The sequence below is a fragment of the Paenibacillus sonchi genome (assembly GCF_016772475.1).
In the GTDB taxonomy this organism is placed as follows: domain Bacteria; phylum Bacillota; class Bacilli; order Paenibacillales; family Paenibacillaceae; genus Paenibacillus_AQ; species Paenibacillus_AQ sonchi.
Map to the genome: position 1 here is coordinate 1,728,222 of NZ_CP068595.1, position 24,500 is coordinate 1,752,721.

At 50.5% G+C, this 24,500-nt stretch carries 22 protein-coding genes and 2 pseudogenes; 13 read left to right on the top strand and 11 right to left on the bottom strand.

Translation table 11 applies throughout. The features are described 5' to 3' along the window. Positions 1 to 141: 141 nt before the first annotated feature. The 3 genes from JI735_RS07965 to JI735_RS07975 are packed head-to-tail and all read right to left on the bottom strand — an operon-like array spanning position 142 to position 2,973. On the bottom strand, positions 142 to 1,035 hold the full coding sequence (locus JI735_RS07965; RefSeq protein WP_039832245.1) for a sugar phosphate isomerase/epimerase family protein: 894 nt from the start codon (positions 1,033 to 1,035) through the stop codon (positions 142 to 144). Positions 1,036 to 1,060: 25 nt separating this feature from the next. Continuing rightward, positions 1,061 to 1,918 carry a sugar phosphate isomerase/epimerase family protein gene (locus JI735_RS07970; RefSeq protein ID WP_039832244.1) on the bottom strand — a complete coding sequence of 286 codons (858 nt, stop codon included), beginning with the start codon at positions 1,916 to 1,918 and terminating at the stop codon, positions 1,061 to 1,063. Next, positions 1,915 to 2,973, bottom strand: coding sequence for a Gfo/Idh/MocA family protein (locus tag JI735_RS07975; protein ID WP_039832243.1), 1,059 nt, complete (start codon positions 2,971 to 2,973; stop codon positions 1,915 to 1,917). Before JI735_RS07975 ends, JI735_RS07970 begins: the two co-directional genes overlap by 4 nt. Before the next feature lie 122 nt (positions 2,974 to 3,095). Between JI735_RS07975 and JI735_RS07980 the strand changes: the two genes are divergently transcribed. The 3 genes from JI735_RS07980 to JI735_RS07990 all read left to right on the top strand — a co-directional run bounded on the left by JI735_RS07980 (position 3,096) and on the right by JI735_RS07990 (position 5,644). Next, positions 3,096 to 3,965, top strand: coding sequence for an AraC family transcriptional regulator (locus tag JI735_RS07980; RefSeq protein WP_039832242.1), 870 nt, complete (start codon positions 3,096 to 3,098; stop codon positions 3,963 to 3,965). Positions 3,966 to 4,140: 175 nt separating this feature from the next. Further along, complete coding sequence (locus JI735_RS07985) at positions 4,141 to 4,935, top strand: AIM24 family protein (RefSeq protein WP_039832241.1); 795 nt, start codon at positions 4,141 to 4,143, stop codon at positions 4,933 to 4,935. Between the two features lie 163 nt (positions 4,936 to 5,098). Next, positions 5,099 to 5,644: a MerR family transcriptional regulator gene (locus JI735_RS07990; RefSeq protein ID WP_039832240.1), complete on the top strand. Its 546-nt coding sequence runs from the start codon at positions 5,099 to 5,101 to the stop codon at positions 5,642 to 5,644. 409 nt (positions 5,645 to 6,053) lie between these two features. Here the strand turns inward: JI735_RS07990 and hprK are convergent, their stop codons facing one another. Then, positions 6,054 to 6,971 carry an HPr(Ser) kinase/phosphatase gene (hprK, locus tag JI735_RS07995; RefSeq protein ID WP_020434352.1) on the bottom strand — a complete coding sequence of 306 codons (918 nt, stop codon included), beginning with the start codon at positions 6,969 to 6,971 and terminating at the stop codon, positions 6,054 to 6,056. A 373-nt stretch (positions 6,972 to 7,344) separates the two neighbouring features. Between hprK and JI735_RS08000 the strand changes: the two genes are divergently transcribed. The 4 genes from JI735_RS08000 to JI735_RS08015 all read left to right on the top strand — a co-directional run bounded on the left by JI735_RS08000 (position 7,345) and on the right by JI735_RS08015 (position 13,009). Continuing rightward, complete coding sequence (locus tag JI735_RS08000; RefSeq protein WP_051051379.1) at positions 7,345 to 8,835, top strand: PTS transporter subunit EIIC; 1,491 nt, start codon at positions 7,345 to 7,347, stop codon at positions 8,833 to 8,835. Beyond that, a complete protein-coding gene (locus tag JI735_RS08005) occupies positions 8,832 to 9,683 on the top strand; it encodes a PRD domain-containing protein (RefSeq protein WP_039832538.1) in 852 nt (283 codons plus the stop codon). Before JI735_RS08000 ends, JI735_RS08005 begins: the two co-directional genes overlap by 4 nt. A gap of 277 nt (positions 9,684 to 9,960) precedes the next feature. After that, complete coding sequence (locus JI735_RS08010) at positions 9,961 to 11,442, top strand: glycoside hydrolase family 68 protein (protein ID WP_039832539.1); 1,482 nt, start codon at positions 9,961 to 9,963, stop codon at positions 11,440 to 11,442. A gap of 58 nt (positions 11,443 to 11,500) precedes the next feature. Beyond that, a complete protein-coding gene (locus JI735_RS08015) occupies positions 11,501 to 13,009 on the top strand; it encodes a glycoside hydrolase family 32 protein (protein WP_411830070.1) in 1,509 nt (502 codons plus the stop codon). 78 nt (positions 13,010 to 13,087) lie between these two features. Here JI735_RS08015 and JI735_RS08020 read toward each other — a convergent pair whose 3' ends face one another. After that, entirely contained in the window at positions 13,088 to 14,614 is a 1,527-nt protein-coding gene (locus tag JI735_RS08020; protein WP_039832541.1) for a malate:quinone oxidoreductase, read from the bottom strand. A 310-nt stretch (positions 14,615 to 14,924) separates the two neighbouring features. Between JI735_RS08020 and JI735_RS08025 the strand changes: the two genes are divergently transcribed. After that, complete coding sequence (locus JI735_RS08025; RefSeq protein WP_039832542.1) at positions 14,925 to 15,674, top strand: glycosyltransferase family 2 protein; 750 nt, start codon at positions 14,925 to 14,927, stop codon at positions 15,672 to 15,674. A 654-nt stretch (positions 15,675 to 16,328) separates the two neighbouring features. On the opposite strand, the gene JI735_RS08030 is transcribed toward JI735_RS08025, so the two are convergent. After that, on the bottom strand, positions 16,329 to 17,084 hold the full coding sequence (locus tag JI735_RS08030) for a glycosyltransferase family 8 protein (RefSeq protein WP_202677300.1): 756 nt from the start codon (positions 17,082 to 17,084) through the stop codon (positions 16,329 to 16,331). Between the two features lie 119 nt (positions 17,085 to 17,203). Next, complete coding sequence (locus JI735_RS08035) at positions 17,204 to 18,244, bottom strand: sugar phosphate nucleotidyltransferase (protein WP_039832545.1); 1,041 nt, start codon at positions 18,242 to 18,244, stop codon at positions 17,204 to 17,206. A gap of 202 nt (positions 18,245 to 18,446) precedes the next feature. On the opposite strand from JI735_RS08035, the pseudogene JI735_RS37730 reads away from it, so the two are divergent. Further along, positions 18,447 to 18,626, top strand: a pseudogene (locus JI735_RS37730) (hypothetical protein); the annotation flags it as partial. 10 nt (positions 18,627 to 18,636) lie between these two features. Next, positions 18,637 to 18,819: pseudogene (locus JI735_RS37735) on the top strand (GNAT family N-acetyltransferase); the annotation flags it as partial. Between the two features lie 39 nt (positions 18,820 to 18,858). Here the strand turns inward: JI735_RS37735 and JI735_RS08040 are convergent. Continuing rightward, positions 18,859 to 19,398, bottom strand: a complete 540-nt coding sequence (locus tag JI735_RS08040; RefSeq protein WP_051051381.1) for an EVE domain-containing protein — start codon at positions 19,396 to 19,398, stop codon at positions 18,859 to 18,861. A gap of 1 nt (position 19,399) precedes the next feature. Continuing rightward, positions 19,400 to 19,939, bottom strand: a complete 540-nt coding sequence (locus tag JI735_RS08045) for a DinB family protein (protein WP_039832546.1) — start codon at positions 19,937 to 19,939, stop codon at positions 19,400 to 19,402. Positions 19,940 to 20,068: 129 nt separating this feature from the next. On the opposite strand from JI735_RS08045, the gene JI735_RS08050 reads away from it, so the two are divergent. From JI735_RS08050 to JI735_RS08060, 3 genes are all read left to right on the top strand, one after another. Continuing rightward, positions 20,069 to 20,365, top strand: a complete 297-nt coding sequence (locus JI735_RS08050) for a M56 family metallopeptidase (protein WP_083886328.1) — start codon at positions 20,069 to 20,071, stop codon at positions 20,363 to 20,365. Then, a complete protein-coding gene (locus JI735_RS37740) occupies positions 20,322 to 20,552 on the top strand; it encodes a M56 family metallopeptidase (RefSeq protein WP_039832547.1) in 231 nt (76 codons plus the stop codon). Before JI735_RS08050 ends, JI735_RS37740 begins: the two co-directional genes overlap by 44 nt. 160 nt (positions 20,553 to 20,712) lie before the next feature. After that, positions 20,713 to 21,648: an alpha/beta hydrolase gene (locus tag JI735_RS08060; protein WP_039832551.1), complete on the top strand. Its 936-nt coding sequence runs from the start codon at positions 20,713 to 20,715 to the stop codon at positions 21,646 to 21,648. 101 nt (positions 21,649 to 21,749) lie between these two features. Here JI735_RS08060 and JI735_RS08065 read toward each other — a convergent pair whose 3' ends face one another. Together JI735_RS08065 and JI735_RS08070 are read right to left on the bottom strand one after the other, a co-directional pair. After that, on the bottom strand, positions 21,750 to 22,514 hold the full coding sequence (locus JI735_RS08065) for an SDR family oxidoreductase (RefSeq protein ID WP_039832548.1): 765 nt from the start codon (positions 22,512 to 22,514) through the stop codon (positions 21,750 to 21,752). 144 nt (positions 22,515 to 22,658) lie between these two features. Beyond that, positions 22,659 to 24,458 (bottom strand): helix-turn-helix transcriptional regulator, encoded by a 1,800-nt coding sequence (locus JI735_RS08070; RefSeq protein WP_202677301.1) that lies wholly within the window; start codon positions 24,456 to 24,458, stop codon positions 22,659 to 22,661. Positions 24,459 to 24,500 lie beyond the last annotated feature (42 nt).

Genomic DNA, 24,500 nt, shown 5'->3' on the forward strand with positions numbered 1-24,500 from the left:
GGTGCATTAACAATAATATAATAACTGTTTGTAAAATGGAATGCACCGCTATATTACGGTTACTTCCCCCAAACGGGCAAAACGGCTATGCCGTCTTTCATCGACAGCTTAGCCGTTTGGAATAAATTTATAATTGCTCCGCTATGCCCGGAACCCTTTCAGGAATTCAACGGCTAACCGGATGTCCGCCTCCGGGTTGCTGCCGACTTCGCGTTCAATCGTCAGGTACCCTTTGTAGCCGATATCGTTCAGCGCCTGAAGATAGCCGTTCCAATCCACACTCCCTGTCCCCAGCGGAACCTCGCGGAATGCCTGGCCGGTCTCTGCCATTTCCGCGACTTTTTCATGGTCCAGCGCAGGTGCTTCATAGCCGTATTGGCCGTATACATTACGCGGATCGATCTCTGCCAGCTTGACGCCATCCTTGGCATGGGTATGCACAATGTAGTCTTTCAGGGCATGAACACCCTGCACCGGATCATCTCCGGTCACCATGACCATATTGGCCGGGTCAAAATTGACGGAAACCCCTTTTGTGCCCAGCCCATCCAGGAACATTTTCAAATGTGCGGCAGTTTCCGGCCCGGTCTCAATGGCGAAGTAAGCATTCATCTCATGTGCATACCGGCTTAGCTCTTCGCAGGCAATATGCATGGTTTCGTAGATTTGGCTGTCCCGGTTCGGAGGAACAATACCAATGTGGGTAGTCACGATATCCGTACCCAGCTCTTTGGCCAGCTCCATAATGCGTTTGGACTTGTCGATTTTGGCCCGGTTCTGCGCAGGGTCCTGGAAGCCATGGCCCCCTAGGTCGCCAACAAGGGCAGAGATTTCAAGCCCCAGCGAAGCAATATAATCCTTCCATTCCCGGCGGGCAGCCGGCGAGAGATTCGCCGGATCGAATTCACCCTGCACCGCATAAATCTGCACGCCATCAGCGCCCGCTTCCTTCGCCTTGCGCAAGCCCTCCTTCACTCCAACCTGAAAGCTGTCTACGATGACACCGATTTTATTAGTGATCACAGGTCTAGCCATAGCAGTAATCCTCCCTTGTCGTTGATTAGAGTGCGTTCCATGTCCGCTTGACGTATTCCAGACCCAGTCTGGTTCCCTTGCGGCATTCTTCCATCCCTTCGAATTCGATGGAGATATAGCCGTCATACCCGCTTTCCTTCACCAGTTGGAGTACACGCGGCATATCTATGTCGCCCTGGCCGACAATAGCACCCCTGAGCCAATTCCCGCCGGAGGACTGGAACCACCCTTCTCCCGGATGCTGGTCCTGTGGACGGATGTAGAAATCCTTGAGATGAACCATGGAAGCCAGCTTCAGGTTGCTGGCCACAGCGATCAGCGGATTCTCATCGGCACACAGAAAGTTGCCAACGTCCAGTGTCGTACGGAAATTGTCCCGGCCCACGGCATTTACCAGCGCCTGCACACGGTCGCTGTGCTGAATAAAATATCCGTGATTCTCCACACTGGTTGTAATGCCAAAGCCGGATGCATAATCTGCAATTTCACGGCAGGCTTCGGCCAGCTGCGGCAGCTCCTCCAAAAAGCGGGCGATCGACAGATCGGGTGATGAAGCCACATCATGCCGCATCCGCTGAATGCCAAGTGCCGCACATACATCCACTTCCCGCTTGACCCGCTCCAGTTCCCGCTGCCGCTCTGCTGCCTCCAGCCCGGCAAAATTTGCTCCGATCGCATAGTTGGACAATTCGAGGCCGCGGTCTGCTGCTGTCTGGAGGATGACACCCACCAGCTCCGGATTGTCGATCAGATTGAAGCCCAGGGGCACAATCTCCGCATGTTCTGCTCCCAGATCGGCAATTGTCTCAAGGACGCCCTTCAGTGTCAGCTCTCCGGCTGCAAAAGCCGAATGCAGACTATAGGTGCTGATCCCCAGCTTCATAATTTCACCTCTTCACCTTTGGCTGCCGATTCGTAGATCCCGCTAAGAATCCTCATGATTGCCACCCCGTCCTGTACAGGACTTAGCGGCTGCGAGCCGCTCTGCACGCAATGGGTGAAATGGTCTATCTCGTTCTGGAATGCACTGTTGAAATCAAATCCCTTATGATCGGTCTGCGGATAGATATTAACGATGGTATTCGCCCGCTCACTGACGATGACCGTCTCCGGATCGATTTCAAAGCCGCCTTTCTCACCGTAGAGGCTCACTGACCGCCCGTCTTCCTTGGCATGCAGCGTAAAGCTGACATCCACCAGCAGCGAAGCGCCGTTCTCGAACCGGATCAGCGCATTTGCCAGATCCTCCACCGTGTTGTTCGCCGCATCGTAGTCGGCAGCTTTATAGAAAGAAAGGTTCTCCACATTAGCCCGGTTGCCCAGCTTCCGGTACGTGTTGGCGCTTACGGAAACCGGCTTCGGGCGGCCCATCAAATACCAGCATAAATCGATCACATGGACTCCGATGTCGATCAGCGGCCCACCGCCCGAGCGTTCAATATCAGAGAACCAGCCGCCCGGATTGCCCAGACGCCGCAAGGTTGTCGCCTTCGCATAATAAATTTCGCCGAACTCCCCTGCCCCCACCAGCTTCTGAAGCAGCTGGACGTTGGCATCGTAGCGGCGTACAAAGCCCACTTGCAAAATCTTGCCGCTCTCTTCCACTGCCTGCTGAACCTGAACAGCTTCCTCCAGCGTGCGGCAGAGCGGCTTCTCCACCAGCACATGCTTGCCGGCCTTCAGCGCCGCAATGCTAATCTCAGCGTGGGAATTGTTCCAGGTGCAGATACTGACCGCATCGACGCCGGAATCAGCCAGCAGCGCGCGGTAATCCGTATACACTTTTCCGGCGCCATACTCGGCGGCTGCCGCCCTTGCGCGCTCTTCGTTCAGGTCGCACACCGCATATACAACCGTCTGCGGATTATTCCGGTAGGCATTCAGATGCATGCCCGAAATGGAGCCCGTTCCTATTACGCCAATCCTGATCATATCCATAACCTTCTTTCCTTAATTTGCATCACTTCTGATTCGTATTATAATGATTTCAACCATGAACACCATGCAGAGCCTTGCGGTCTTATTTGTATAATTGTGCTGTGAGAGGGGGATATCCAGAAATGCTGAATTATGATAAACATCTTCGGGAGCCTATGGACATGCCGGACCCCGGGTTTCCGATCAAAGTCCATACCCAGCGCTTCGACAGGGCGGGAGTTGTGACGTTCCCCCATCACTGGCATGAGCATCTGGAATTTTTGTTCATTGAGAGCGGCGAGGCTGTGTTCGAATGCGGACGGACGCCGTTCTCCGTCCGGGCCGGCGATCTGATCGCCGTGAACAGCAACGAGCTGCATTACGGCATCAGCGCCTCGGATGATTTGCTCTATTACGCCATTATTGCGGATACCGCACTCTTGCACAGCGCCGCCAGTGATTCTGCCGAGACCAAGTTCATCGCACCGATCCAGCAGAACCGGCTCCTGTTCAGCAACCATGTCTCCGGAGACCAGCATATTTCCGACTGTGCTCTAACCATTATCCGTGAGCTTGAACGCCGTGAACTCGGCTATGAGCTGGCGGTTAAGGCTGAGCTGTACCGGCTGCTTGCGCTGCTGCTGCGCAGACATGGCGTAACCGAGTTGTCGCAGGCCGAACAGACCCGGCGCATTCAGACCATTGAACGCTTCGCACCTGTGCTGCGCCATATTGACACCCATTACCAGGAGCCGATTTTCGTAGAGGGCCTGGCAGCTTTGGCAGGACTGAGCCGCTTCCATTTCAGCCGGCTCTTCAAGGAGCTGACGGGACACACCGTCTCTGAATATGTCAACGCTGTCCGGCTGGACCGGGCCGACTACATGCTGCGCCATACTCAGCTTACCGTTTCCGAAATCGCCGCAGCCACCGGGTTCAACGATATTTACTATTTTAGCCGCACCTTCAAAAAGCATAAGCAAAGAACCCCCTCCAGTGTGAGGGGATTCTAGGGTACGCTAACAGCTGTCCATCATCCCTATCGCCAGTTGCTGGTCGCTCTCCCGGTACATTATCTTTTTTATTAAAACAAAGGCAAGGAGATAGAACTTATGTGTCGAATACCTTAACTTCGAAGCAGAACTGCTTACGCTTACGACATCACTGCCAGCAGAGGAGAAGATTAATATGGCCTACACTATCAATAATTTGAAAGATAACAGCAATGTTGTGATCAAGGAACAGCTCGGCGGATTTACGGTTATCGAATACAAAGAAGATTTGAGCAGCACCACCTTGGCGGAAGCACAGTCCAACTTCTTCATGAGCAAAAGCAATATGCGCAACAAGCAGCTCATGATTGAGCTGAATAACAGCGAGGTTACCCTGAGCGCCGGGGCGATGCAGTATATGGTCGGCAATATTGAAATGATCTCAGGGGTAAAAGGGGTCGGCGGCCTGATGAGAAATATCGTATCCAGTGCCGCAACCGGGACCAGTGCGATTAAACCTCTCTACAAAGGCACCGGTACGATTCTGCTGGAAACCACCTATAAATATCTGTGGCTGATTGATGTCGACAACGATCATATCGTCATCGATGACGGCCTGTTCCTGGCCTGTGAATCTTCACTCCAGCTCGCCGTCACCGCACGCAAGAGCCTTTCCTCGGCCGCACTGGGCGGAGAAGGGCTGTTCAATCTGAGCGCCAAAGGCAAAGGCATTCTGGCCCTGGAAGCACCGATTCCTTCCGAGGAAGCCGTCGTCATTGAGCTGCAGAATGATGTGCTGAAGGTCGATGGCAATTTTGCGTTAATGTGGTCGAACACGCTGGACTTCACCGTCGAGAAATCGGGCAAAACCCGGCTCGGCTCTGCCGCTTCCGGCGAGGGTCTGGTCAATGTGTACCGGGGAACAGGCACGGTCTGGCTGGCTCCGCTCACCTCATACAGAAATAGTCTGTTTCAGGCGAATACCCCCTAAATAATTGCTCGTAATACCACTTTGTTTATCGAATCAGCACTTCCTTTGTCACCCGTGCAGGGAGCCGCTAATGAACAACGAATTGTTCATAGCAAGAGGAAACAGATGCCGTCATTTCAAGACCTGCATCCGTTTCAAGACTACCTGAACTGGAGGAATCGATATGGAAATGCTGAAAACGAAGGATGCCGCAGAGCTGCTGTCTGTCAGCCAGACAACCATCAAACGCTGGGCTGCCATGTTCCCTGATTATTTTCCAAAGGACCGGTTTGGACATTATATATTCTCAGAGCAGGAGATTAGTCTGTTAAAATCGATTAAAGAGCGCATCAATCACGGGGAAGTGCTAGAGTATATGAATCTGGGGTCCGCAGCAGGCATCCAGCCGCCTGTATCCCAACAGGAGAACCCGCTCCGCCACACACAGGACTGGCCTATGGGCGATATGCTGTCCCGGATCGATTATATCGAACGCTCACTGGATCACAAAGCCGACGAGGTAGTCTCAGTGCAGCTGCTCCAGCAGCGCGCGGAGCTTGAGGACCTGCGCCAAATGATCAAGCAGTTAGCCGTATCCCTGGAAACTATCCAGAAGCCTGGCGCCCCCTCCCTTTCTCCGCATGATGAGCTGCATCCCGTTGCCGCTAAGAAGCTCAAGACTCCGCCAAGGAAGCGCGGGCTGCTGCGGAATATTTTTTCCTTCCTGTAGAACGGATTATGCTTATTCAAGCAGAAGCGGCTTCCGGCCTTTAAAAGGACGGTATCGACCGTCCTTCAGCAACTCCAAGTGGAAAAAGGATAACTAATTTGCTCGAACGCCCTGTTCTCCGCAGGTTAAGTGGAAAAAGGATACCTAATTCAGCACATTTCGCCCTTTATCAGGAAATTTGGTCCAATTAAGCTCCCTTTTTCCACTTAAATCTCACAATTGTTGATTTCTGAGAGAATAAGCTCCCTTTTTCCAACTAGCCCTGTTCACCTGCTTCTTGGCCAGTGCTAGTGGGAAAAAGGCCATCGAATCCGGCTGATTTCCACCCGTTTATGGGTGAGTTTGCTGCCTCGCTACTTATCCCCATCTAGATCATTCCGGTTAGCGGAGCTTGCCCTTCAGTATTTCCTCAAGACTGCATCCCGTCTTCGATCCGCTTCATGAATTCTTCGGCGGCGCTGTAGCCAAGCTGCTTGAGGTACCAGTTGTTAGCCGCTGCCTCAATTAATCCGGCTACATCGCGCCCCGGCTGAAGCTGGACCTCAATATGCGGAATTTGGACACCGAGATATTCAGTGAACTGGGGCACCAGCTCCAGCTCGTTGTTCAGCGAATTTTCCCGCCATGGGCAAAGCTCAATATCAAGCACAATTCGCGTCTCGTCCTGAAAGGCCTTGCGTCCGTATTGGCGCACAACATTGATCAGGCCGATGCTGCGCAGCGCGAGGAATTCACGCGTGGTCTCATTATGTGTCCCGAGCAGCGTCGACGGGCCCAGCTTCTTGAGCACCACAATATCATCCGCCACGAACCGGTGGCCCCTGCGGATAAGGGTGTGTGCAGTCTCGCTTTTGCCGATCCCGGATTTGCCCCTAAGCAGAATGCCAATGCCTGATACGTTCACGCATACCCCATGGATCGACAGCTCGGGTGCCAGCGCCTTCACCAGATAGCTGTCCAGCTTGGCAATGAACTCCGTTGTGGTATCCCCGGTCCGCAGCAGCGGAATCCCCTCCTGGTTGCAAAACAGCGTCAAATAAGGGATCTCCTGCTGCCCGGACGTCACGATAAAACACGGCGGATGATATTTGACGATGTTCCCGATATGCAGCTTGCGTTCTTCTACGCTTAGTGTCAATAAATAGTTGATTTCCTTACGGCCGAGTACCTGTACCCGCTCCATAGGGAAAAAATCAAAATAGCCGACAAACTCCAGCCCCGGTCTATGCGTCCTTGGACGGGTAATTTCGCGATCCATACGGCTGGCACCCGCCAGCACTTCCAAATGGAACTTTTCCGTAAGACCTTGAACAGTGACAGACTTCATATTGTTCTCCTCCTGCGGCTTGGATGTATTCGGAATACGCCTGTATTTCGATCCTTTGCTTCCGGTTTATATTCAACGATCCACGGGAACATTCCTGCAAATGATTGATACGGGCTGCCAGCTGCTCTGATTCGAAAGGCCAAAGAGTGAAAAAGTGAGTCGGAATACCTGCTTTACTGCAGCAAGGTGGTAATTCCTGACCATTGATTTTGGAAACAATCATTGTCACAATAAGATTACATCCAAATATTACGAAGTTGTTACTTTTGGAGGCAGGCAAAGACCTGATAAGCGCCATGATCGGCCGTTCTGGAAATGAAGGAACGATGCTTGGCTCTGAAGGTCTTTTTTTATGTTTTGAGGAGGCGCTGCTATGCCCCATAACAATATCCCCACAGAACAAGATGGACTGACCACAAAGGAAACCCGCAGCCCGGCGGGGGAATTGGCTGAACGCCTGATTGGCTTGTCCGGAGGCGCCGCCAATGTGCTGGAAGCCATTCACTGCACAACCCGGCTTCGCCTTAGGCTGCGGGATAGCTCCCGGGTGGATGAGGCCGGACTATCGGGCATACAGGAGGTCCAAGGCGTATTCTTCCGCACCGGACAGCTGCAAATTATACTGGGATCGGCCAATGTCTTCAAGGTCCACCGTCAGGTTGTCCGCATCCTTCAAGAAGGCGGGGCCAAGCAGCAGCCGGAGGGTACCGGTGAGCTGTCCCAAAAGAACCGTCCGGGGCAGCAGGGCGTGTTAAGACAGATAGCTGATGCGGTCAGCTTCTTTTCGGATATCGTCGTACCCATGATTCCGCTCTTTGTCGGGGTCGGACTGCTGCTCGGTCTGCTCAGCATGATGGAGGTTTTCGGCTGGGCCCCGCGGGATAGTGCCGCGTTTCGGACCTTGTCCTTATTGACCGGATCAGCATTTCAGATGCTGGCGGTAATGTTCGGTTATCATACGGCCAAGAGATTTGGAGGCACACCGCCGCTCGGTGCCGTAATCGGCCTTGTCATGACCCATCCCGGTCTTCTGCAGGTCACCGGATTCGGCAGAGACCGGGTAAGCTCTGCAGATGTATTGATCGCACCGCAGTTCGGATATCAGGGTGCGGTCATTCCCACCATTCTTGCGGTACTGGTGATGACGCTGATCGAGAAAGGGCTGCGCCGGATGCTTCCTGCATCAGCTTCGGCGATGCTGATCCCCTTTCTAAGCCTGGCCTCCGGAGGCGCGATTGCCATCCTGGCCATCGGACCGATTACCTCTGAGCTTAGCGCTTCTCTCGGCAGCATGCTGGAGCTTGTATTCAGATCTGGCGGTACGGTGTTTGGCCTGCTGCTTGGCGGAATCTACAGCTCGCTCGTTGTGAGCGGCCTGCATCACGGGATTCAGGCCATAGAGCTCGGACTGATCACCAACCCGGACATCAGCGTCAATTTTCTGCTCCCTATCTGGTCTATGGCAAATATCGCACAGGGTGCGGCCGGACTGGCTGTGTATGCCAGAACCCGGGACCCGGCATTGCGCAAAATAGCGCTGCCCGCCTCAATCACCGCCTTCTTGGGAATTACCGAACCGGTTACCTTTGGGGTCAACCTGAAGCTTGGCCGCCCTTTCCTGGGCGCTGCGGCAGGAGGGGCTGCAGGAGGGGCTTATGTTGCCTTTCATCAGGTGGCGGCCGATTCGTTCGGCCTGACCGGAATTCCGATGTTCGTTTTTACCGTCCAGCTTGGACAGCTGAATGTTATCCATTATGCGGCCGGTTTTCTGCTGGCAGCGGCAACAGCCTTTGCGGTTACCTGGGTCCTTGGTGTTGACGAGCCGTCTGGTTATGGAACAAAAAAGCATAGGAGAATAACATGAAAATCAAAAAAATTCTGAACAACAACGCGGTTGTAGTGAACGACCTCAGCGAAGAAAAGATTGTCATGGGATCCGGGATTGCTTTTCAGAAAAGGAAAAACGATATTATTGATCCGTCCCTTGTTGAGAAAGTGTTCATTATGGACGACCCGGATCAATACGGGCATCTGCAGGAAATGCTGGGTACACTGCCCGAAGAGGAGATTGCGGCATCGGAACAAATTATTTCGTATGCTGAACATGAGCTGGAAGTGACGTTTAATGAGCATATTCATATTGCGCTGACGGACCATCTCTCTTTTGCTCTGGAGCGTATCCGCAAAGGAACGATGATTCAGAACACGCTGCTGGATGAAATCCGCATTTTATACCCGAGAGAGTTCCAGATTGGGCTGCATGCAAAGAGCATTATTCGTGAAGCCCTGCAGGTGGATATCCCCGTGGATGAGGTGGGATACATCGCGATGCATATCCATACCGCCTGGAAAAACGCCGGGGTCCGCGGAACGGCTGCCGAAACGGCGGCAATGATCCGCGATCTTGCTGAAGGCGTGGAGCAGGCCGCAGGCATTACGCTGGAACGGGGTTCTGCCAACTATGAGCGGTTGGTGACCCAGCTGGAAAATATCCTGCGGACCGATGAAAACGGCAAGCTGCTGAGCGAGCTGAACCCGGAGATTGTACGGATTGCCAAAGAGCGCTACACCCGGGCTTATGTGCAGGCCACAGAGATCAGCGGGCTGGTTGAAGAAGATTATGGCTATATTCTCAGTGACAGTCAGCGGGTATGTATTGCTATGGAGATCAACCGGATCAACACTCGCTCAGGAAATGGTAATATATCCTAATTTAATATTTTAGGCCCATAGACCCTAGATATTATAATAAATAACAAAAAATATCGTTTTTCACCCTAAAAAAATAGGAGTATCAGTCTATAGCTATTATCCGTTATAAAATTATAGAATTAACGCGACAACAAAATATGTCGGGATTGTTACTGTTAAGCAGGCAAGACCTAAAAATCCGTTTGGGAATCGATACGTTCGCGTGTCCCCAAGGGTATTTTTAGGTCTTTTTTCTGTTTAAGAGAAAATTTGATCAGAGAAAAGGAGACAGGGAAATATGATTATCAAAAAGATGGCAAGACAAGCAGCAGCAGTAACCTTTGCAACAGCTTTACTTGCAGGTGGCGGAGCTTCGGCTTTGGCAAATGGAAATAACAATGGAGATTATAAGGGGAATAACAGCGGGGATTACAAAGAAAGCTATGGTTTTTCCCATATTACCCGCTTTGACATGCTGAAAATACCGGAACAACAAAAAAGCGAGCAATTTCAGGTTCCGGCGTTCAATGCCGCTTCGATCCAGAATATTTCTTCTGCAAAAGGCTCGGACCAGTGGGGCAACGCCATCGACCTTGATGTCTGGGACAGCTGGCCGCTGCAAAATGCGGACGGAACCGTTGCCGAGTATAACGGCTACCATATCGTTTTTGCGCTGGCGGGAGACCCCAAAAAAGGATGGGACACCTTCATCTACATGTTCTATCAAAAAGTGGGCGACACCTCCATTGACAGCTGGAAAAATGCCGGCAGAGTTTTTAAGGACAGCGATAAATATGTTCCAAACGACCCGATTCTGAACAAGCAAGCTGAAGAATGGTCCGGTTCCGCAACCTTGACGAAGGATGGCAAAGTCCGCCTGTTCTATACCAACCGCCAGGGCTGGGACCCGGCACACGGATTTTTTGGCAAGCAAACCCTGACCACAGCACAGGTGAATGTGTCGAAGCCGGATGCGGATACGCTGAAGGTGGATGGCGTGGAAGATTTCAAATCGATCTTTGACGGAGACGGAAAGTTCTATCAGAATGTGGATCAGGCTTTCGGCGGAGGCGATTATGCGGATAACCATACCTTAAGAGACCCTCACTATGTTGAGGATAACGGCCGTAAGTACCTTGTTTTTGAATCGAATACCGGTACGGAAACGGGTTACCAGGGCGAGGAATCGCTGTACAACAGATCCTTCTACGAAGGAAGCAAGGTCTTCTTCGAGAATGAAAAAAACAAGCTGCTGTCTGGCCCTAAGAAATCGCTCGCAGCATTAGCGAACGGATCACTGGGGATTATCGAGCTGAATGATGACTACACCCTGAAAACAGTAATGAAGCCGCTCATCGCCTCCAATACCGTAACCGATGAAATTGAACGGGCGAACGTGTTTGAAATGAATGGCAAGTGGTACCTGTTCACGGATTCCCGGGGCTCCAAAATGACCATTGACGGAATCGGCGCCAATGATGTATACATGCTGGGCTATGTAGCAGATTCATTGACCGGTCCTTATAAACCGTTGAACGGAAGCGGGCTTGTGCTGCATATGAACCTTGATCCTAACGATCTTACCTGGACATACTCTCACTTCGCCATCCCGCAGGCCGAAGGAAATAATGTGGTCATCACCAGTTATATGACTAACCGGGGCTTGTATGCCGAGCAGCATTCCACTTTTGCGCCAAGCTTCCTCGTGAATATTAAGGGCCCGAAAACTTCGGTTGTCAAAGACAGTGTCCTTGAACAAGGACAATTGACGGTGAAGTAGCCTTTTGAACCCGAAAAAGCGTGTATGGCAACAGCATTCCCTTTTTGCTGCGATTGGCTTGGGCCTTGTAATCGCTATAGGGGCGGCGGCTTACTATTCCGGAAGGAACAATATCCCGGAGGGGGCCGCCCCTTCTCATTCACCGCCGACCTATCGGGCGGCCTACCATTTTACCACACCCGATAAGTGGATGAACGATCCGCAAAGGCCTGTTTATCTGGACGGGGTATACCATTACTACTATCTGTACAACCGCGACTATCCCGCTGGAAATGGTACCGAATGGCGGCACGCGGTATCTGTTGATCTGGTGCATTGGACAGATGAGGGAATCGCCATCCCCAAGTATACAACCCCCAACGGAGATCCCTGGTCAGGGTCTGTTGTTGTAGATGTGACAGGATCAGCCGGTTTCGGAAAAGGGGCTGTTGTCGCGATTATGACCCAGCCCTCCGCCGATGGCGGACAGCAGGAGCAATTTTTATGGTATAGCACAGACCACGGATACTCCTTTCGCCCTTACGGAAATGCTCCCGTTCTGCCCAATCCGGGAGCGGCCGACTTTAGAGACCCAAAGGTCATTTGGGATGACCTCTCCGGCAAATGGATCATGGTCCTGGCTGAAGGCACAAAAATAGGCTTCTATGAGTCCAAGAACTTAAAAGCCTGGCACTATATGAGCGGTTTCGTAACTGAGGGTATCGGAATTGTGGAATGTCCGGATCTTTACCTGATGCATGCGGAGGACGGGGCTTATAAATGGGTGCTCGGCGCCAGCGCCAATGGCATCGCCTCAGGGAAACCCAACACCTATGCCTACTGGATAGGGGACTTCGACGGCATGGCGTTTCTCCCTGACCGGAAGGAGCCGCAGTGGCTGGATTACGGCTTTGACTGGTACGGTGCCGTAACCTTTGAGGATGGAACAAGCCGCGACGCCACTCATCATCGTTACGCCATGGCCTGGATGAATAATTGGGAATATGCCCAGCATACGCCAACGATGCGGGAAGGCTTCAACGGAATGGATTCGATTGTCCGTCAAATTGAACTGAAGCAGGCGGGCGGGGACAGCTATCGGCTTGTGTCAGAACCTCTTGAAGCCTTAAGCCATGCGGCCAAGGAGGCTGCCACTTATGAGCGTTTCGTTGTGAACGGCTCTGCAGCGCTTCCTGTCACAGGCGATTCGTACGAGCTTAACACCGATATCAATTGGTCTGAGCTTAAGAATGCGGGTGTCAGACTTCGGGAATCGGCTGATAAAAGCCGTCATGTGGATGTAGGAGTTTTTGCCGAAGCCGGGTACACTTATGTCAATCGGGCCTACACCGGGAACCCCGACAAAAGCGGAAAATATCTGGAAAGCACAGCTCCCTTTGATGTAAGCAAAAAGAAGATACACCTGAAGATTCTTGTGGATAAAACGAGCGTTGAAGTGTTTATTGATGACGGCTCTGTCGTATATTCCAATGTCGTTTTCCCTGAATTAGACGATCAGGGGATCACACTGTTTTCCGACGGCGGCACAGCGGTTTTCAGCAATATTGTGATCAAGCCATTGAAATAAGGTTCCTCAGCATTCACCCGATTCCGCATCAACCGGAATCGGGTGTTTTCTGATCTATTCGATCATTGTGCAAATTACCTAGGAAGAACTTGATACAGGAGCCTTTTTTTCATACTCCCCTGCTCTACTCGTCAGATTTAGGGAGCGGTCCGTTAATTTCTGAATTTCGTTGATCAGTTTAGGGTTTTCCATAAGAGTGACGCCATAGGCAGGAATCATTTCTTTTATTTTCGGCTCCCACGCCTTGATCTGCTGCGGGAAGCATTTGCCAATGACTTCAAGCATGACCGAAACGGCAGTAGAAGCACCGGGAGAAGCACCCAGCAATGCGGCTATCGACCCATCGGCGCTGCTTATGACTTCGGTGCCGAATTGAAGCGTGCCTTTGCCGGCTGCTGTATCTTTGATGATCTGCACACGCTGGCCCGCCACTACCAGGTCCCAATCCCCGTTTTGGGCGCCCGGGACAAATTCCCGTAAGGCTTCAATACGCTGATCTTTTGATAACATCACTTGCCCGATCAGGTACTTGGTCAATGAAAGATTCTTCGCACCTGCCGCCAGCATTGTTGTAAGATTACCCGGTTTTACAGAAGTTATCAGATCAAACACCGAACCGTATTTCAGAAACTTTGGCGAGAAGCCGGCAAACGGCCCAAAGAACAGCGATTCTTTTTTGTCGATGACTCTGGTATCCAGATGCGGGACAGACATAGGCGGAGCACCAAGTGCAGCTTTTCCGTATACTTTGGCATGATGCTGTGCGACAATGTCCGGCTTCTGGCACACCATAAACAGTCCGCTCACCGGAAAGCCTCCAATGCCCTTCCCCTCAGGAATACCGGATTTCTGCAGCAAATGCAGACTCCCGCCCCCGCCGCCGATAAAGACGAATTTCGCGGAATGGCGCGTAGTGGTACCGTTCTCGAGATTCCGCACCTTCAGGTCCCAGGAGCCGTCGCCGGCACGTTTAATATCATCGACATTATGCTGATATCTGATATCCGTGTTATTACTCTGTAAGTGGTCAAACAAAATGCGCGTTAAAGCGCCAAAGTTCACATCCGTACCTGATTCAATCCGGGTCGCCGCGAGGGGCTGGTTAATTCTTCTGTCTTTCATCATAAGCGGAATCCATTCCATCAGCTGTTCCGGATCATCGGAAAATTCCATTCCCTGAAACAGCGGATTTTGCGAAAGCGCTTCAAATCGTTTTTTCAAAAAGGTCACATCGGCTTCCCCTTGCACAAAGCTCATATGGGGCACGGGTACGATAAAATCCTGCGGATGCTGTATCCGTTTGCTTTTCACCAGATACGACCAGAATTGCTTGGAAAACTGATACTCTTCATTCACTTTTATAGCTTTACTGATATCGATGGAGCCATCCGGCTGTTCTACGGTGTAGTTGAGCTCGCATAGCGAAGAGTGCCCGGTTCCTGCATTATTCCATTCATTAGAGCTCTCCTCACCTGCACCCGCCCGCCGCTCAAACACTGTAATTTTCCAGTCCGGCACTAATTCTTTTAGCAGTGAACCTAACGTCGCACTCATGATTCCGGCACCAATTAAAATAACATCTGTTTTTGTTTGTGGGTTGCTCATTTTTACCGTCCTTCTACCCTACGGATTTGCAGGAAGGATTAAGGCGCTCCTGCTTAGGCGCCATACAAGCTAGGATGCAGCCTAAGCCGCACACCTTTAATGGATTAAAGAAGACCTATTCTTAGTGTATCACTATTATTTATAAATTTTAATATTTATCTATTTTTTTATAGAAAACGGAATCATTTCATGATCATATTGCCGCATATGTGCTTATTCTCTATTTTATGGATATGCCGTTACCCCTGCCTGCCGTTTACATATTTTAAATGGAGATCGTATAAATGCACACAGATAAGGGAGCGATGTAATGGAAGCTGGCACAAAAAATTCAGTAAAAAAGCAGGGGGTTTCCATTATTACCTGCACGAACCGCCAAGGTTTTTTGAAAAACCTGTTCAACAATTACAGCAGACAGCACTATCCAAAGAAAGAACTCATTATCGTTGTTAACAACAATAAAATACCGCTGGCCCCCTATCAGCATTTGGCCAAAAGGCTCCGGAACGTCCGCATTTATCGTGTTCCCGAGCGTTTTTCTCTCGGTGCTTGTTTGAACTATGCCGTCAACAAATCGAAATACAGCTACATTGCCAAATTTGATGATGATGATTATTATGCGCGTTATTATTTGACAGAAGCTTTGCAGGTATTTCAAAGAACCAATGCCGACGTCATAGGAAAGCGGGCACATTATATGTATTTGCGCGGATCTAAAACTCTGATTCTGCGTTTTCCGCCCGATGAAAACCGGTCTGTGGCCTCACTTCCGGGAGCTACCCTTGTCATTAAACGGAGCGTATTCAACCAAGTCCATTTTCCTGATCAAAGCGTGGGTGAAGATGACCGCTTCTGTATCACAAGCAGGAGGAAGGGGTATAAGGTCTATTCTGCGGGAAGATATAATTTTGTCGCCATACGCAGGAAAAATTCATCCAACCATACATGGATCATTAGTGACAAGGAGCTGATCGCTCATCATAAAACCATCCCAAATGTGAAAAATTATAAAAAATGGGTACAGCGAAAACCAAAGGGTGTCTTGTATCTTAAAAGCTAAGCGTACCGCCCGGGAAATAAAGAAGCAGATCTGTCCAAATCCCCGACAATTCTGCTTCTTTGGCGCTTACTATCTCAAAGACGGACTATGCCCATCAGCCTGCTTTATGAAGTTTACGATGTTGCTTACGCTTCAGAGAGTATCTGCTTTTTCTCAGTGAAAGCCGTTTGATTACATGTTTTCTTCTGCTCACTTTCCGCAGTTTTCTCGTTCTGCTCACAGTCCGCAGTTTCTTCCTTCTCAGTTTCAGAATTCTTCTCTTTACATACCGGTACTTAATCAGTCTTGCGCGCTTAATCGAACGATATCTGGCGCGGATTATTCTTTTTCTTCTCAGTCTGCGTCTCAGCCGCAGGGTTCTGCGGATTTTCCGTCTGTGCCGCTTCACTGGAAGGTTATCCGGAGGCGGAGCAGGCACTTCAGCGGCCGGAATTTCCTGAACGGGAGGGGCCGGAAGCTGAATGTCCTGAACTGGAGGAGCCAGGAACTGGGCTTCTTGGACCGGAGGAGGCAGAAACTGAAATTCTTGAACCGGAGGTTCAGGGAAATGAATTTCCGGAGCAGGCGGTTCCACCGGGATGTCGGCCTGAACCGGCTCGAAAGCTGCCTCGAAAACCGGCTCCGGCGCATACCCTCCTCCCCAACCCCAGGGGGTCATGGAACGGAAATTATTGTATAGCTCTGCATGGGGGAATCTGCATCCCACCATTTGCTGTCTCCGGCAAAATGAATAATTTTATGCTCCAGATCGAGTTCATTCTGAGCGAACGTATTAAAACACTGGTCCAATTGTAAATAGTTTCCGCTGTACACCGCATTCAGAACATCCTGGTCAGGCATAGTCATCTTAGGGAAATTCCGCAGGAAATTGAGCATTTCTCCATACCAGTTGTCTTTTTTGCGGATATTGTCCAGATGGAACAGAATGACGCCTGAGTTAAAATAGAGCTCCGCACTTAGCCCCATGGAGATAAAGTACTCCAGCAAGTTTTCCCCTTGATCCAATACGGCGCCCAAATAACGATCTCCCAGGTCAATGCTCCATAGTTCATTAATATCCATATTGACCAAAATGTCGCAATCCAGGTAAATCACTCGGTCGGTCTGAATAATTATCGGGAGCAGCAAGCGGTACATACTGGCCATTGTCCAGTAGTCGATTTTATGCACGCCTGCTGCCACTTCCCGCATATCTTCAGGAATTGTTACATGATAAAAAAAGATGTTGTGATGAAATACATCGACCATTTGTGTGAGTTTTGACTTGTTTTCCTCACTTAAGGAATCATCATGCACAATGTGCACTCTGATCGTTTGCTCGGTCTTGGAAAAAATTGAGGCAAGAACTACAGCCGCATGCTCCGTATAACTTCCGTCTTTATCGTTAATCGTTAAAACCAATTCAACCATTATCAAAGATCACCTACCTTTAAAGTATACTAATGCACAGTTACTTGATGCACTCGACTACTTTAAGTGTATGTTTACCCTGGTGACCGGATTGGACTATTCCCCAGTTCTTACCCATTTTATTTTGAATCGTTCTGCAAGCCCGCTTGAGTTCTTGTGACTGATGCACGATCGCCTAGAATATGACGGGCCGGCTGCTCTTGGATTTCTTGTTCAGCCAGATGAACATAGGAGCCAAAAACACTTCCCTCCGCATGAACATGGGACAATGTCACCTGATCCGTCAAAATGCTGTTGGACAGAATGCAATCCTCGACCACACTATTCGGGCCAATAACCACATAAGGTCCAACCACACTGTTCATTACGGTGGCGGTCGGATCAATCCTAACCGGAGGAATCCACTGAACAGAGCTGTGCATGCCGGATGGTTTTACAAAGTTCTGTGGATCTTGACCCATCTTGTAGCGATTCGCTGCAAGCCATCTGTCGTGGGTTCCGATATCAAAAAACGGTTCAGCCGCTATGCTGTACACCACATGTCCGCCTTCTGTTATTAACAACTGAATGGCATCCGTCATCTCGTATTCTCCACGCGGGGAGGGTGTTAGCCTGTCCATTGCCGGCCAGATCGCTGCAGTAAGAGCGTATACGCCAACAATAGCCAAATCGGATTTGGGGTATTTAGGCTTTTCCTCCAAACCGATAATTTGCCCGGCTTCGACGGCAGCGACACCAAATTGACCAGGGTCCTTAACCTGCTGAAGCAGTATTGAAGCCGCAGCATTGTCTGCTTCCAATGACCGGATTAAAGGCGCTATATCACCTTCATACAAATTATCGCCGAGCATCAATACAAAAGGGGAATCCGCCATAAAAGACCTCGCGCTTTTTACCGCATCCGCCAGTCCCATAGGTTCTTCCTGCATAAGAAAGGTTAACGAGGCATTCCACCGCTCCCCGTCCCCGATTGTTTGCCGGATCTCTCCCTGCGAATGGTTCACAACGATTCCAATCTCGGTAATTCCGGCGGCAACAAGCTTGTTAATGATGGAGACAAGAATATACTCCCCGTTAACAGGCAGCATGCACTTTGGTTTGGTATAGGTTGAAGGCTGTAGTCTGGTTCCCCGGCCAGCGCATAAAATTAATCCTTTCATAAAAACATACCCCCTACTTATAAAGTCAGTATCTTCGGATTCGGTGTAAATGAGTTCTCTTTACATTTTATGCACAAGCTATAAAGGAGCTTGGGTATATAATAAGCAGCAATGACCTATTAAACTATGATTCCGAAAGATATAGGCTAGTTAGAGGAATTTATACGTTCATCCGGGGCACCGCCGCCAGGGAGTATTCCGCAGCCTGCTCCAGCGTGCTGCCGAGGCTATGAAACCTCAAGGCATAGAAGCTCTCTGCTTCCGGGTTCCTCAAGGCTCACAGGCCGGACTTGCCTCTGTCCAGTCTCTTGGAGCAGTCTTTAACCGCTCTGAATACTTGATGACATTGAATCCTATGAAAATTAACAGCCCAGCGAACTAATGAACCGGGCCATACCACTTATATCGCCTGGATGAATCATTACCGGGTCGGGCTTATCCGTTTCAATGACTTGAATAGAAATACGGCGATCATCCATGATTTTTGTATTTTGCCCACTCATCAAGGAAAAGGGCCGCGCAAGCCATTGGCTTTATTTCCCCATAAAAAAACGACTGGTCTCAGGTTTCCCTGATCCAGCCGTTTTTTGATTATTTTAATATTACATTATCAATTAGTATTGCTGTATCGAAGACACTGTCTCCTTGATCCCAAACATGGAAGCGGAGGACAATTGAAGCCCTTCCGTGGTCCCCAGCATGGAGCCGGTAATCGTCAAAAAATCCTCCCGTCCGATCTCGAAATGGCCGTACCGGAAGGAGTATCCCCAATTTGGATTCCCGCGTGTAATGCTAAGCTGATCCAATAGATCAGCAATCTTCACTTCCCGGCACGGAATATAGCTGATGTTGCGACGGAAAGGCACAAAGGATTCGGACATCTGATAGGTGTAGACATTGTTATCGGCAATCTGTCCGATCGCGGTGAATGCTTGGAGAGGGGCGCCTTTCGCCAAATCCGTTCGTGGTGAGTAGTATATCAGCCAATCCCCACGGCTCATCCGCTGCAATGGCGCTGCCTTGCCGTGGTTAAGTTGGGCGAATCCGCCTAGTATTCCCCGCTTCACATGGGAAGCAGAGACTACACCAATCCAGAAGCGGCTATGCTCGCTTATTGTATCCGTCGATGGAACATCTAGCTTATCCTTCTTCATGTTATGCGCTGCCTTCCAAAAATTGTGTCAACCGGTCCATCTGCAGCAGATGATGACGGTAATGCATTTCAATAAGCAGAAACCATTCCTGTGCATTGAGCGGACCGAATCGCGGATGGGGCACCGTATTCTGCATAGTCCCCTTTTCAAGCTGTGGCAGGATCTCTTTCATGCGGCCGATCACCGTATATAATCCCTGAATCAGCTGTTCTTTGCTCTCTGGCTGCCCCGGAGTGTACTGCGGGGATGGCGGGACATGAACACGTATTGGCGGAAAGCTTCCCTGATCAAATATCGCTGTGCCTTCTTTAGTTTTTACCGCTATAGGGGCTGCAGTGTCTTCGCTTGCGGTCAGGCATTGTTCAATATTGCGAAGCTGCATATACAGCGCCGAGTTAATTAAATGCTGATACATTTGTCCAAGCGACCACTCGTCCTCCGCAGGCTGACGCTTCAACTGCTCCATGCTGAAACTATCTAATTCCTGAATATAGTGATTTGCAGTTTCTTCAAAACGCTGTAATGCTTCGGTGGTATTCATGTTCTTCAAACAGCTCCTTTATAAACTATCTATTATGAGTATAGAAAAACGCTACTGACAACGGTATGTCAGTAGCGTTTTAACCTTTTCCGGCTCATCACCCATATTCTTGAAGCGTGCACATAAAAATTGAATCTTCATCAAACGGTTCCCATCTATGAGACAAGCAGTCTGCGCAGCCCCTGTCTTCACGGCTTACTACAGCCTGCAATTTATTTGCCTGAGGATATTGCCGTGATCGCCGATTCGAATCAGCCGGCACACATCCTGATGCATGAGCTTACCCATTACAAGCGTAAGGATTTGTGGTTCAACTTCCTGTGGGCGCTGTCGATAGGGCTGCATTGGTACAACCCTTTTGTCTGGCTGGCCGTAAGGAAAAATGAAAGCCGATCAGGAGGTCGCCTGCGACGCCGGTGTTCTTGATGTGCTGGGCGCACGTGAATCTTCGTCATACGGCATGACTCTGCTGATGCTGTCGCGGTTATTTTCCCAAAAACCTGTTCCCGGGGTCACCCTGACACATTTTTGGGAGCACAAGAATGAAAGGAAACGGAGAGTTATGATGATTACCAGGTTCAAAAGAGGTTCGTATAAGCTAATTGGCTGTTGAGCTCCCCAACACTGTCAGCATCCATTTCTCCACTTTAACGGAAACTTAACTCCACCTCTTAGTGGCTTATTATAGTTAAGCTTCAAGAAAGGTAGAGTTACGTTGCATCTAAGACTGACTTGTTATAATGGATGAATCAGATCGTGAAGGGGTTGGGATGGTGAAGAAGATCTTTATTTTTTTACTTAAAGCAATCATATCCTTATTTATATTAACCGGGCTTTTTCTGGGGACTGTTTATATAGTGAATGTGATCAGCAGCAAATCGGAGGCAGCTAAAATCAAAACCTATGGCCAGCTTGTCTCTGTGGATGGGAAAAACATGAATGTTACGATTCAAGGAAAAGGCGAAGAAACCGTCGTCCTCCTGCCTGGTTATGGGACAGCGGCACCGGGGCTTGATTACCAGCCGCTTGTGAAAGAACTATCCCCATTTTATAGAGTGGTAGTGATCGAGCCCTTTGGCTATGGACTAAGTGAGGTCAGTGATAAAGCACGAACCATCGAAAACATCGTTGCTGAAATTCATGAATGCCTGCAGCAATTGAATATTCACCGTTACACGCTGATGGGCCACTCCATTGCCGGAATTTACGGACTGGACTATGTGAACCAATATAAGGACGAGGTTACCGCATTTGTCGGGATCGACAGCAGCTTTCCGAAGCAAGGCGGATTGGAGGAGCTTCCGGCAGGAGCCTACAAACTGCTCAAAAACTCAGGCTTCTACCGGTTGCTGGTGAAACTGAACCCTGACCAGATTATTGCACCTGCCGTGGATGCTGAAACCAAAGCGCAGATCCGCATGCTCTCTCTCAAAAATATGATGAACCCAAATATCATCAGTGAAAGCGAGAACTTCAAGCATAATTTTCAAGCTGCAGAGTCCTTCAGCTTTCCTGCGGATCTTCCAGTAATCTTCTTCCTGGCAGACGATAATACGGATGTCCCGGACTGGGTGCCCAAGCATAAAGAACAGATCAAAGATTCTCTACATGGTAAAGTCATGACCTTGGAAGGGGAGCATTATTTGCACCATACCCGTTCCAAAGAAATCGTTCAGAACTTCAGGAGTTTTATGGCAGGAATACAGTGAGGGGCGAGACCGGATAGAAATCGAGTAGGGGGCGGCAAGCCCCCGTCCTCTTACACTACAAGTACATACGGGTCCGCATACGGCGGTGCCAAAAGGTGGACCTACAGGTGAGATCCGCCGCTTGCATCGAGTAATTGGCCGGTTACCCAGCGGCTGTCCTGTGAAGCCAGAAAGGCAGCAATATCAGCGATATCTTCGGGCTCTCCCCATCTGTTGAAGGCGGAAAGACCGGCTGCATACTTCTGGCCTTGCGGATTCTGCAATGTTCCTGCATTCATCTCTGTGTTAATAATGCCCGGCTGGATGGCGTTGACCGTAATATTGCGGGTCCCCAGTTGTTTTGCCAAAAGCTGCGTGAATGTATCAATGGCCCCTTTTGACATGCTGTAGCAAAATACACTTGGTGAGGCTGCGCGTGTTACAAAGGATGAAATATTAATAATGCGCCCGCCGTCTTTCAGACGCGGCAAAGCTTGCTGGGTAACAAAAAGCGGCGCCTTGACGTTGATCTTCATTACTTCATCAAAAGATTCTTCCGTCGTCTCTTCCAGGGTAATCACTTGACCGATCCCGGCATTATTGACAAGAATATCGAACCCGCTGCCGCCCGTTTGTTCCCGAATAACGTCATCTAATGCCGAAAATAAATCATGAATGCCATCGAGAGTACCCAGATCTGCGCCGATCACGCAAGCGTTCCCTCCGCTCTGCCTGATTTGGTGAACAACGGCCTCCGCCTCGTTTCGCCTTTTTCCATAGTGCACAGCAATATATGCACCCTCTTGTGCCAGACGCAATGCGATGCTCCGGCCAATTCCCCGGCTTGCCCCAGTGATTAAAGCGAGTTTACCGTCCAACCTGCTCATGGTCCCATCTCCTTTATCCGAATTCATTACAGTTATATCACAGAGTAATTTTTGAAATGTTGCTCTCTTATTTGGCACCCAGGCAAACCCCAAAAAATGAACGGCTGCACTGTCCGGTTAAGGACGGCGCAGCCGTTCAGGATTTTAATAAATTCGAGTCTGCTGCACCAGCTGCTCTTTCCTGCTCTTCTCCACAGCCTCGTCGCGGTCTCCCACCTGCAGCTTCAAATAAATCGCAGAAATATAGTTCCGGACGGTCCCCTCCGACAGATGCAGCTTCTGGGCAATCTGTTTGTTGCGCAGTCCCTCCGTCAATTCCTGCAGAACCTCCAGCTCCCGCTCGGTCAGGTCATACTGATTCAGCGGGGCTTCCAGCTGCTGATCCTGGAACAACTGCTGGGCCACCTCTTGCGAGATCATGGTCCCGCCTCCGTAGATCAGCCGGATGGTTGCGGCCAATTCCTTAGGATGGAGCGTCTTCAGCAGATACCCCTCTGCACCAAGCCGCAGCGCTTCTGCCGCATAGGTAATCTCCTCAAAGGTTGTAATGATAATGACCCGGACCTCCGGCCACTTCTCCTTAAGCTGCCGGGTAGCCTCCAGGCCGTCCATTTCCGGCATATGAATATCCATCAGAACAATATCCGGCTGCTCGGCGGCGCACTGCTCCAGTGCCTGCTTGCCGCTCGCGGCTGTGCGGAGCCGGAAATCCTTCTCCTCTCCAAGCAGCAGCCTCAGACTCTCGCGGACCAGCGGCTGGTCATCTGCCAGCAGGATATCAATCCGCCGTTCACCTTCCTGCGTCTGGTTAGGGATGATGCAGGTCACCAGCGTACCGTCATTCTCCTGAGAATCGATATATAACTTGCCCTGCAATGCCGCGAGACGCTCCTTCATCCCCGTCAGGCCGAAGCCGTAGCGCAGCTGTGCAGTTCCCTTGCCGTTATCCTGAATCTGCAGCATGAGCTGGGCCGGATCATATTGCAGAACCACCCGGATGGCGCTGGCCTGCCCATGCCTGCTGGCATTGGTCAGCGCCTCCTGCAGCGAACGGCTTAGCGTATGCTTGGCCTGCTTAATCACTGCATAAGGCTCGCCCATCGTACGGAATGACAAGGCGACCCCCGTATTGGATTCGAACTGCCCCGCGATCTGCATCAGGGCCCGGTCCAGGGTCACCGGCTCCTCCAGCGGGTCCATCTGGTGGACCTGCAGCCTCACATCGTCCAGCCCCTTGCGGGCCAGCTCCAGTACTCCCTGAAGCTTATGCTCACCTTCCTGGGCAGCTACATACGGTCTCAGCGTTTCGAGCCCCAGAATGATTGAGGTATAGCTGTGCCCAATGGTATCATGCACTTCCCTTGCCATCCGGTAACGTTCCTCCAGCAGGGTCATGCGCTCAATCTGAGAAGAATATTGCTCCAGAATGGCGTATTGCTCGTTGACCAGCGCCAGTTTTTGCCGGATTCCGTTGATCGACTTAGCTCCCACCTGCAGGCCATAACCGGCGGCATACACGAACAAGCCGTCCGACAGGCTCTGCCAGATGAGCGGATGCGACAGGCCCGCCTGTATTGCGGGTCCGGCGCTTAAGCTGAACAGCAATAAGGTAAGCGGAAGCGTGTAGAAGTGCGCCTTGCCCCGGGTATGGAAAGCAAGCATCAGCACGGCCGGCAGGAATAATCGCGTTAAGCCAAAATAGTACGCCAGCGCCAGCGCAATCCCGCCTGCGAGTATAAATTCCAGAAGAACATACCGCGTTGTGAAATTCCGTCCAACCCATGAAGGAACTACGCCGCCCAGCAACACCGCTGGCAGCACAAGCAAGAGCGGAAAATCCGGTTTATCCTGATACATCAATATAATGACGGCCGTGCTCCATAACAGGCGCAGGAGCAGAACGGTTAGATCTTGCCAGGCCCACCGGGCTTTATTCTTTTGCATCAATCAGCAACTCCAATTCTGCTTGATCTGTTGTCACATCCA

Bases quoted from the DNA above. Each gene is read 5' to 3' on its own strand.
- JI735_RS07965 (WP_039832245.1), bottom strand. From the start codon at position 1,035: ATGGCTAGACCTGTGATCACTAATAAAATCGGTGTCATCGTAGACAGC.
- JI735_RS07970 (WP_039832244.1), bottom strand. From the start codon at position 1,918: ATGAAGCTGGGGATCAGCACCTATAGTCTGCATTCGGCTTTTGCAGCC.
- JI735_RS07975 (WP_039832243.1), bottom strand. From the start codon at position 2,973: ATGGATATGATCAGGATTGGCGTAATAGGAACGGGCTCCATTTCGGGC.
- JI735_RS07980 (WP_039832242.1), top strand. From the start codon at position 3,096: ATGCTGAATTATGATAAACATCTTCGGGAGCCTATGGACATGCCGGAC.
- JI735_RS07985 (WP_039832241.1), top strand. From the start codon at position 4,141: ATGGCCTACACTATCAATAATTTGAAAGATAACAGCAATGTTGTGATC.
- JI735_RS07990 (WP_039832240.1), top strand. From the start codon at position 5,099: ATGGAAATGCTGAAAACGAAGGATGCCGCAGAGCTGCTGTCTGTCAGC.
- hprK (WP_020434352.1), bottom strand. From the start codon at position 6,971: ATGAAGTCTGTCACTGTTCAAGGTCTTACGGAAAAGTTCCATTTGGAA.
- JI735_RS08000 (WP_051051379.1), top strand. From the start codon at position 7,345: ATGCCCCATAACAATATCCCCACAGAACAAGATGGACTGACCACAAAG.
- JI735_RS08005 (WP_039832538.1), top strand. From the start codon at position 8,832: ATGAAAATCAAAAAAATTCTGAACAACAACGCGGTTGTAGTGAACGAC.
- JI735_RS08010 (WP_039832539.1), top strand. From the start codon at position 9,961: ATGATTATCAAAAAGATGGCAAGACAAGCAGCAGCAGTAACCTTTGCA.
- JI735_RS08020 (WP_039832541.1), bottom strand. From the start codon at position 14,614: ATGAGCAACCCACAAACAAAAACAGATGTTATTTTAATTGGTGCCGGA.
- JI735_RS08025 (WP_039832542.1), top strand. From the start codon at position 14,925: ATGGAAGCTGGCACAAAAAATTCAGTAAAAAAGCAGGGGGTTTCCATT.
- JI735_RS08030 (WP_202677300.1), bottom strand. From the start codon at position 17,084: ATGGTTGAATTGGTTTTAACGATTAACGATAAAGACGGAAGTTATACG.
- JI735_RS08035 (WP_039832545.1), bottom strand. From the start codon at position 18,244: ATGAAAGGATTAATTTTATGCGCTGGCCGGGGAACCAGACTACAGCCT.
- JI735_RS08040 (WP_051051381.1), bottom strand. From the start codon at position 19,398: ATGAAGAAGGATAAGCTAGATGTTCCATCGACGGATACAATAAGCGAG.
- JI735_RS08045 (WP_039832546.1), bottom strand. From the start codon at position 19,939: ATGAATACCACCGAAGCATTACAGCGTTTTGAAGAAACTGCAAATCAC.
- JI735_RS37740 (WP_039832547.1), top strand. From the start codon at position 20,322: ATGAAAGCCGATCAGGAGGTCGCCTGCGACGCCGGTGTTCTTGATGTG.
- JI735_RS08065 (WP_039832548.1), bottom strand. From the start codon at position 22,514: ATGAGCAGGTTGGACGGTAAACTCGCTTTAATCACTGGGGCAAGCCGG.
- JI735_RS08070 (WP_202677301.1), bottom strand. From the start codon at position 24,458: ATGCAAAAGAATAAAGCCCGGTGGGCCTGGCAAGATCTAACCGTTCTG.